The sequence below is a fragment of the Priestia sp. P5_B4 genome, assembly GCF_056400385.1.
Map to the genome: position 1 here is coordinate 1 of NZ_JBFULJ010000135.1, position 7,659 is coordinate 7,659.

The 7,659-nt window shown below is 39.9% G+C and carries 6 protein-coding genes; all 6 read left to right on the forward strand.

Features of this window, described 5'->3' with window-relative positions; translation table 11 throughout:
• Positions 1 to 617 (forward strand): ribonuclease III (rnc, locus tag AC1DRF_RS12705; protein ID WP_477740865.1); only part of this gene is annotated, 617 nt, incomplete at its 5' end.
• A 77-nt stretch (positions 618 to 694) separates the two neighbouring features.
• Positions 695 to 4,255: a chromosome segregation protein SMC gene (gene smc, locus AC1DRF_RS12710; protein ID WP_477740866.1), complete on the forward strand. Its 3,561-nt coding sequence runs from the start codon at positions 695 to 697 to the stop codon at positions 4,253 to 4,255.
• Between the two features lie 25 nt (positions 4,256 to 4,280).
• The gene (ftsY, locus tag AC1DRF_RS12715; protein WP_013058902.1) at positions 4,281 to 5,279 is read left to right on the forward strand and encodes a signal recognition particle-docking protein FtsY; all 999 of its coding nucleotides are present in this window, start codon (positions 4,281 to 4,283) and stop codon (positions 5,277 to 5,279) included.
• A 279-nt stretch (positions 5,280 to 5,558) separates the two neighbouring features.
• Positions 5,559 to 5,891, forward strand: a complete 333-nt coding sequence (locus tag AC1DRF_RS12720; RefSeq protein ID WP_025750337.1) for a putative DNA-binding protein — start codon at positions 5,559 to 5,561, stop codon at positions 5,889 to 5,891.
• 12 nt (positions 5,892 to 5,903) lie between these two features.
• A complete protein-coding gene (gene ffh / locus AC1DRF_RS12725; RefSeq protein ID WP_013058900.1) occupies positions 5,904 to 7,247 on the forward strand; it encodes a signal recognition particle protein in 1,344 nt (447 codons plus the stop codon).
• Between the two features lie 136 nt (positions 7,248 to 7,383).
• On the forward strand, positions 7,384 to 7,656 hold the full coding sequence (rpsP, locus tag AC1DRF_RS12730; RefSeq protein ID WP_013058899.1) for a 30S ribosomal protein S16: 273 nt from the start codon (positions 7,384 to 7,386) through the stop codon (positions 7,654 to 7,656).
• The last annotated feature ends 3 nt before the right edge of the window (positions 7,657 to 7,659 follow it).

Consider the following 7,659-nt stretch of genomic DNA (forward strand, 5'->3'; position numbering starts at 1 on the left):
CATCCTATGTGAATGAGCATCGCAGAAGACCRTATGAAGACAACGAGCGTCTTGAGTTTTTAGGAGATGCCGTATTAGAGCTAACCGTATCACAATTTTTATTTAAAAAATATCCAACGATGAGTGAAGGTGAGTTAACGAAGCTTCGTGCAGCAGTTGTGTGCGAACCGTCGCTTGTTACTTTTGCAAATGAAATGGATTTTGGTAAACTAGTGTTACTTGGAAAAGGTGAAGAGATGACAGGCGGCCGATCTAGACCGGCTTTACTGGCCGATGTGTTTGAAGCATTTATCGGAGCTCTTTATTTAGACCAAGGGCTTGATACGGTAGTAACGATTCTAAAAAAAGTTGTCTTTCCAAAAATTAATGAAGGTGCTTTTTCTCATGTGATGGATTTCAAAAGCCAGCTTCAAGAAGTGATTCAACGTGATGGAGTTGGACAATTAGAATACAAAGTTTTGCAAGAAAAAGGTCCAGCGCATAATCGCGAATTCTTATCTCGCGTATCGTTAAATGGTGAAGAGCTCGGCGTTGGTGTAGGCCGTTCGAAAAAAGAAGCCGAGCAAAAAGCAGCTCAAGTAGCTATTACGAAAATTAGAGCGAGTCAAACGAAATAAAATGATCCCCCTCTTAACGTATTCGTTATAAAGGGGGATTTGCTATGAAAAGATTACAAGTGTGAGGGGGGATTTCTATGTTCCTCAAACGATTAGATATTGCAGGGTTCAAATCGTTTGCAGAAAAAGTATCGATAGATTTTGTGCCAGGTGTAACGGCGGTAGTAGGACCGAATGGAAGCGGAAAAAGCAACATTACGGATGCCATACGCTGGGTGCTTGGAGAACAGTCAGCCAAATCGCTTCGTGGAGGGAAAATGGAGGACATTATTTTTGCGGGAAGCGAATCACGCCGTGCGGTAAACGTGGCTGACGTAACGCTGACGTTGGAAAATGATGACCAGTTTCTCCCGCTTGACTACCATGAAGTTAGTATTACAAGGCGCGTGTACCGCTCAGGAGACAGTGAATTTTTTATTAACAACCAGCCGTGCCGCTTGAAAGATATTGTCGATTTATTTATGGATTCAGGACTTGGAAGAGAAGCTTTTTCGATTATCAGTCAAGGAAAAGTAGAAGAAGTACTAAGCAGTAAATCTGACGAGCGCCGTAAAATTTTTGAAGAAGCTGCAGGTGTATTAAAATACAAAACGCGTAAACGAAAAGCGGAGCTCCGACTTCTCGAAACGCAAGAAAATTTAAATCGGGTGGTAGATATTCTTCATGAAATTGAAGGCCAGTTAGAGCCTTTACAGATTCAATCGTCTATTGCAAAAGATTATTTGCAGAAAAAAGAAGAATTAGAGCACATTGATGTGGCTGTTACGGTATTTGAAGTTGAAGATCTTCATCAGAAATGGGAAAAATTAAAAGCTGAAATGGCTCAGCACGAGCAGCTTGAAGAATCTCTCGCGACGAATATTCGCATGCGTGAAGGAGAAATCCAGACCCTTCGTTTGCACATTCAGCAAATAGATGAACAACTAGACTCTTTACATAAAAAACTACTATATGTAAGTGAAGAAGTAGAAAAGCTAGAAGGCAAAAAAGAAGTATTAAAAGAGCGTAAGAAAAATGCCTTTCAAAATAAAGAGCAGCTGGAACGTTTAGTAAAAGAGTATACTCATAAGCATCAAGAGCTAAGTAAAGCAAAAGACAGCGAAGGAAAAGATCTTGAGCAATCTCAAAAAGAAGTACAAGAGATACGTCTGAAGCTTACTGAGCAGGAACAGCTGTTCAGGCAGTACAGCGAGAATCTAGAAGAAAAACTTGAACAGATGAAAAGCGAGTATTTTGAATTAGCGAACGCTCAAACATCCGCCCGAAATGAAATTTCATTTTTAGAGCAGCAAAAAATGCAAACGTTTGAAAAAGAGCAGCGTTTAACAAAATCCAACGAGCAATACGTAGAACAGCGCCGTGAATTAACGCAGCGTAAAGAAGCGGCGATCAAAAGGCTTGCTCAGTTTCGTCAAGAGCTTCAGGAGGCTGTACAAGTGTATAAGCAGCAAGGAGAGAAGCTTGAGTCATTAAGGCAAGCCTATCGCAAACAAGAGTCTACTCTTTATCAAGCTTATCAGTACGTACAGCAGACAAAATCACGAAAAGAAATGCTGGAAGAGATGCAAGAAGACTATGAAGGTTATTTTCACGGTGTAAAAGAAGTATTAAAAGCGCGTGATGAGAAGCTTGCAGGTATCAAAGGCGCGATTGCTGAGCTAATTAATGTGCCAAAAGAGTATGAAACAGCGCTTGAAATTGCCCTTGGAGGAGCAGCTCAGCATATTGTCGTTCAAGACGAACAAAGTGCACGTCAGGCAATTGGCTTTTTGAAACAAAATGGTTACGGGAGAGCTACATTTTTACCACTGACGTCTGTAAAAGACCGTTATGTTCCCGCTCAAACTATTTCTATGCTAGAGAGCCATGAAGCGTATGTAGGAATCGCTTCATCTCTTGTTAAGTACGAAGCTACCTACGACCGAGTTATTAAAAATTTGCTTGGAACTGTTATTGTAGTCAATGATTTAAAAGGTGCAAATGAACTTGCCCGTCTTGTGCAGCACCGCTATCGTTTTGTGACCGTTAAAGGAGATGTCGTCAACCCCGGTGGTTCGATGACAGGCGGTTCAATGAAGCAAAAGTCTAACTCTTTGTTAGGCCGTCAGCGTGAAGTGGAAGCCATTACGGCAAAAATAGAAGAGATGGAACAAAAGACGCTTGTGCTCGAGCAAGATGTGAAAGATAAAAAGTCACAGATTGAGGAGCTTCAGCAGGAAATTAATAAACAGCAGGCATTTGTGGAACGCTTGAAAGACAAAGAGCAGGAATCTGACCGAGAAGTAAAGCAAATTGACATCGAAGAAAAAGCAGTGAATGACCGCTTAACCATGTACGATCATGATATTGCTAGCTTTAGACAAGATCAGACGAGCTTGTCTGCTCGAATTGATGAGCTGCATACAAGTTTGCAAGGAAATCAGCAGCAGGCAAATGTATTAGAGAAAAACATTGAAGAGTTAGCTGCACGCAAGCATACACAGCAAACGTCTAAAGAAACGGTTCAACATGAGCTTACAGAAGTAAAAGTCCTTCTTGCGAAAAAAGAACAGTTCCTCGCAAATCAGCAAGAAAAATATGAAAGAGTGTGTTTTGAACTTGATCAAACCATTCAGCGTTTATCTGAAACTACAGATGATCTTTCTCTTTTAACGAGTGAAATCACGAGCAACGACTCGGGTGAACTTCAGCTCGAAGAAGCGGCGCATGAGCGAATAAAAGAAAAGACAGAAACGTTACAATTAATGGATGACTGCAGATCAGAGCGGTTGAAAGCCCAGAATAAACTTGAAGACGAAGAGAGGATTGTAAAAGAGCTGCAGCGTCAGTACAAACAAATTACAGATGCTTTAAAAGATGAAGAAGTCAAAATCAATCGAATTGACGTAGAGCTAGACAGCCGTCTGCAGCAGCTGACAGAAGAGTACGAAATTAGCTTTGAAGCARCAAAAGAAAAATATCCTTTAACATTAGATATTCAAGAAGCAAGGAAAAAAATCAAGCTCATTAAGCTGGCAATTGATGAATTAGGAACCGTAAACCTAGGTTCTATTGAACAATACGAACGCGTTTCAGAGCGCTATGAATTTTTAAATACGCAGCGAGCGGACCTTGACGAAGCGAAAAATACGCTGTATCAAGTGATTGAAGAAATGGACGAGGAAATGAAGAAACGTTTTTCTGATACGTTCTCTCGTATCCGCAATGAATTTGGTACAGTGTTCTCTTCCCTATTCGGAGGAGGAAAAGCGGATTTAAAATTAACAGATCCGAAAGATTTATTAAATACAGGTGTGGAAATTGTTGCCCAGCCTCCTGGGAAAAAACTGCAGAATCTAGGGTTGCTGTCAGGCGGCGAGCGTTCGTTAACAGCCATTGCCCTCCTGTTTTCTATTTTGAAAGTACGTCCGGTGCCGTTTTGTGTGCTAGATGAGGTGGAAGCAGCGCTTGATGAAGCAAACGTTCATCGCTTCGCTACGTATTTACGCAAATTTAGTACTCAAACACAGTTCATTGTTATTACTCACCGAAAAGGTACAATGGAAGAAGCTGATGTACTGTACGGTGTGACAATGCAAGAATCTGGCGTATCGAAATTAGTCTCTGTTCGTTTAGAAGAATCAAAGCAATATGTTTAACTCATAGAATGAAAGGGTGGTACGAATGAGCTTTTTTAAGAAACTAAAAGAAAAAATTACAATGCAAACCGATTCTGTTACCCAAAAATTTAAAGATGGCCTATCAAAAACGCGCAATTCTTTTTCAGAACGCGTGAATGATCTAGTGTCTCGCTATCGTCAAGTAGACGAAGAGTTTTTTGAGGAATTAGAAGAAATTTTAATCAGTGCTGATGTTGGTGTGGCTACCGTGTTGGATTTAATTGATGACTTAAAATCGGAAGTRAAACGCCGTAATATTAAGGATCCTCAAGATGTACAGGCAGTCATCTCTGAGAAATTAATTGATATTTATGAATCTGGTGAAGAACAGATTGGTGAACTGAATATGCAGCAAAATGATTTAACGGTGATTTTGTTTGTAGGGGTAAACGGTGTTGGAAAAACAACAACAATTGGGAAGATTGCGCATAAATTCAAACAAGAAGGCAAAAAAGTCGTAATGGCAGCAGGAGATACGTTCCGTGCCGGTGCGATTGAGCAGTTAGAAGTATGGGGAGAACGCGTTGGTGTTGATGTTATTAAGCAATCTGCAGGCTCTGACCCTGCCGCTGTCATGTATGACGCTGTTCAGTCAGCTAAGGCTCGAAAAGCAGATGTTTTATTATGTGATACAGCAGGGCGCCTTCAAAATAAAGTAAATTTAATGAAAGAATTAGAGAAAGTAAAGCGTGTTATTGAGCGAGAAATTCCTGGTGCTCCTCATGAGGTACTGCTTGTACTTGATGCGACGACGGGTCAAAATGCTTTAAGTCAGGCTAAAACATTCTCAGAAGCAACGAACGTGACGGGAATTGTGTTAACAAAACTAGATGGTACGGCTAAAGGCGGAATTGTTCTTGCCATTCGAAACGAACTGAAGCTTCCTGTTAAATTCGTTGGACTTGGAGAAAAAGTGGACGACCTTCAGCCGTTTGACACGGAGCAATATATCTATGGGTTATTTGCCAATGCTGTAGAAGAAGAAACAGAAAAAGAGGCGTAATCTAAAAAGAGGCTGGGATATAAGTATCTTAGTTGAAGGGAGATCCGAACGATTAATCGTTCGGATTTTTTTATTAGCAGGGTGGATGCAGGTTTCATATTTATTCTTCTTTAAATTGAAGTAATTTAGTTATATCTCCATCTCCATCTCTTTTAAGTGGGAAAATGTGAGGTGTTAAGGAAAAAACTTGACATTCAAACCTCGCCTAGTTAAACTAATAACATGTAAAGGCTTTTCACTTAACAAGGGGGCGGTCAGATGGTTGAAAAGAGCGTGCATATGCTCGAAAAAACAACAAGAATGAATTACTTATTTGACTTCTATCAGGCGCTGTTGACGCCCAAACAAAGAAGTTATATGTCACTTTATTACTTGGATGATTATTCCCTCGGTGAAATAGCGGAAGAATTTGATGTGAGTCGTCAAGCAGTTTATGATAATATAAAACGTACAGAGCAAATGCTTGAACAATATGAGGAAAAGCTATTGTTATTTCAACGGTTTCAAGAGCGTCAATCAATTGTTCAACAACTGAAAGACGAACTTGCAGCCGACTTACACAAGAACAGTAAGCTTTCTTCTCTTCTTGATTCGCTCGAGAAATTAGATTAGGGGGCGGCGTATATGGCATTTGAAGGATTAGCCGACCGTTTGCAAAGCACACTGCAAAAGTTAAAAGGAAAAGGAAAAGTTAACGAAGCTGATGTTAAAGAAATGATGCGTGAAGTTAGACTTGCCCTTTTAGAAGCCGATGTAAACTTTAAAGTAGTAAAAGACTTTGTTAAGCGCGTAAGCGAACGTGCTGTAGGTCAAGACGTTCTTAAGAGCTTAACGCCTGGACAACAAGTTATTAAGGTTGTACAAGAAGAATTAACTGCACTTATGGGCGGAGAGCAAAGCAAGATTGCAGTAGCTCCAAAAGCTCCAACTGTAATTATGATGGTTGGACTTCAAGGTGCAGGTAAAACAACAACAACCGGTAAACTTGCCAATTTATTACGTAAAAAATATAACCGTAATCCATTGCTTGTAGCAGCAGATATTTATCGTCCGGCAGCTATTAAACAGCTTGAAACACTAGGAAAACAGCTTAGCATGTCTGTTTTTTCATTAGGTGATCAAGTAAGTCCTGTGGAGATTGCGAAACAAGCTATTGCTCATGCGAAAGAAGAGCATCACGATTATGTATTAATTGATACAGCGGGACGTTTGCATGTTGATGAAAATTTAATGGAGGAGTTAGAACAGATTAAAGAGCTTTCTAACCCAGACGAAATTTTCCTTGTTGTCGATGCGATGACGGGTCAAGATGCAGTAAACGTTGCGGATAGCTTTAATAAGCAATTAGGATTAACTGGAGTTGTATTAACGAAACTAGACGGCGATACGCGCGGTGGTGCAGCGCTTTCTATTCGTGCAGTAACCGATACACCAATTAAGTTTGTCGGTCTTGGAGAAAAAATGGATGCTATTGAAGCATTCCATCCAGAGCGTATGGCTTCCCGTATCTTAGGTATGGGTGATGTGCTGACGCTTATCGAAAAGGCTCAGGCAAATGTAGATGCTGAAAAAGCAAAAGAGCTTGAAGCTAAGCTGCGCACGCAGTCATTTACATTTGATGACTTTTTAGATCAACTTGCTCAGGTGCGTCAAATGGGACCGCTTGATGAGCTGATTGGTATGCTTCCGGGCGCCAATAAAGTAAAGGGGCTCAAAAACCTGCAGGTGGATGAAAAGCAAATTAATCATGTAGAAGCAATTATTCGTTCTATGACGAAAGCGGAAAAAACAAACCCTGAAATCATTAATGCAAGTCGAAGAAAGCGTATTGCAAAAGGAAGCGGACGTTCTGTACAAGAAGTCAACCGTTTGCTTAAACAATTTGAAGACATGAAAAAAATGATGAAGCAAATGACAAATATGTCAAAAGGCAAGAAAAAGGGTATGAAACTTCCATTCTTTTCATGATAAAACGCTTGATTTGGACTGAAAAACCATAGAAAATAAAATATTTTTCTAGTGTTAAGAAAAAAACCTTTACAAACATTTTACCTATTTGATATTATATTATCTTGTTGAAACATATTCGGAGGTGCTTTATAAAATGGCAGTAAAAATTCGTTTAAAACGTATGGGAGCTAAAAAATCTCCTTTCTATCGTATCGTAGCAGCAGACTCTCGTTCACCACGTGATGGACGTTACATCGAAGTAGTTGGAACTTACAATCCTGTAGTTCAACCAGCTGAAGTTAAAATCGATGAAGAGCTAGCTCTTAAATGGTTACAAAATGGTGCTAAACCATCTGATACAGTTCGTAACCTTTTCTCTAACGAAGGCATCATGGAAAAATTCCATAATGCTAAATTAGGAAAATAATTC

Excerpts from the sequence above, each read along its gene's own strand:
- AC1DRF_RS12720 (WP_025750337.1), top strand. The coding sequence starts at position 5,559 with ATGCTCGAAAAAACAACAAGAATGAATTACTTATTTGACTTCTATCAG.
- ffh (WP_013058900.1), top strand. The coding sequence starts at position 5,904 with ATGGCATTTGAAGGATTAGCCGACCGTTTGCAAAGCACACTGCAAAAG.
- rpsP (WP_013058899.1), top strand. The coding sequence starts at position 7,384 with ATGGCAGTAAAAATTCGTTTAAAACGTATGGGAGCTAAAAAATCTCCT.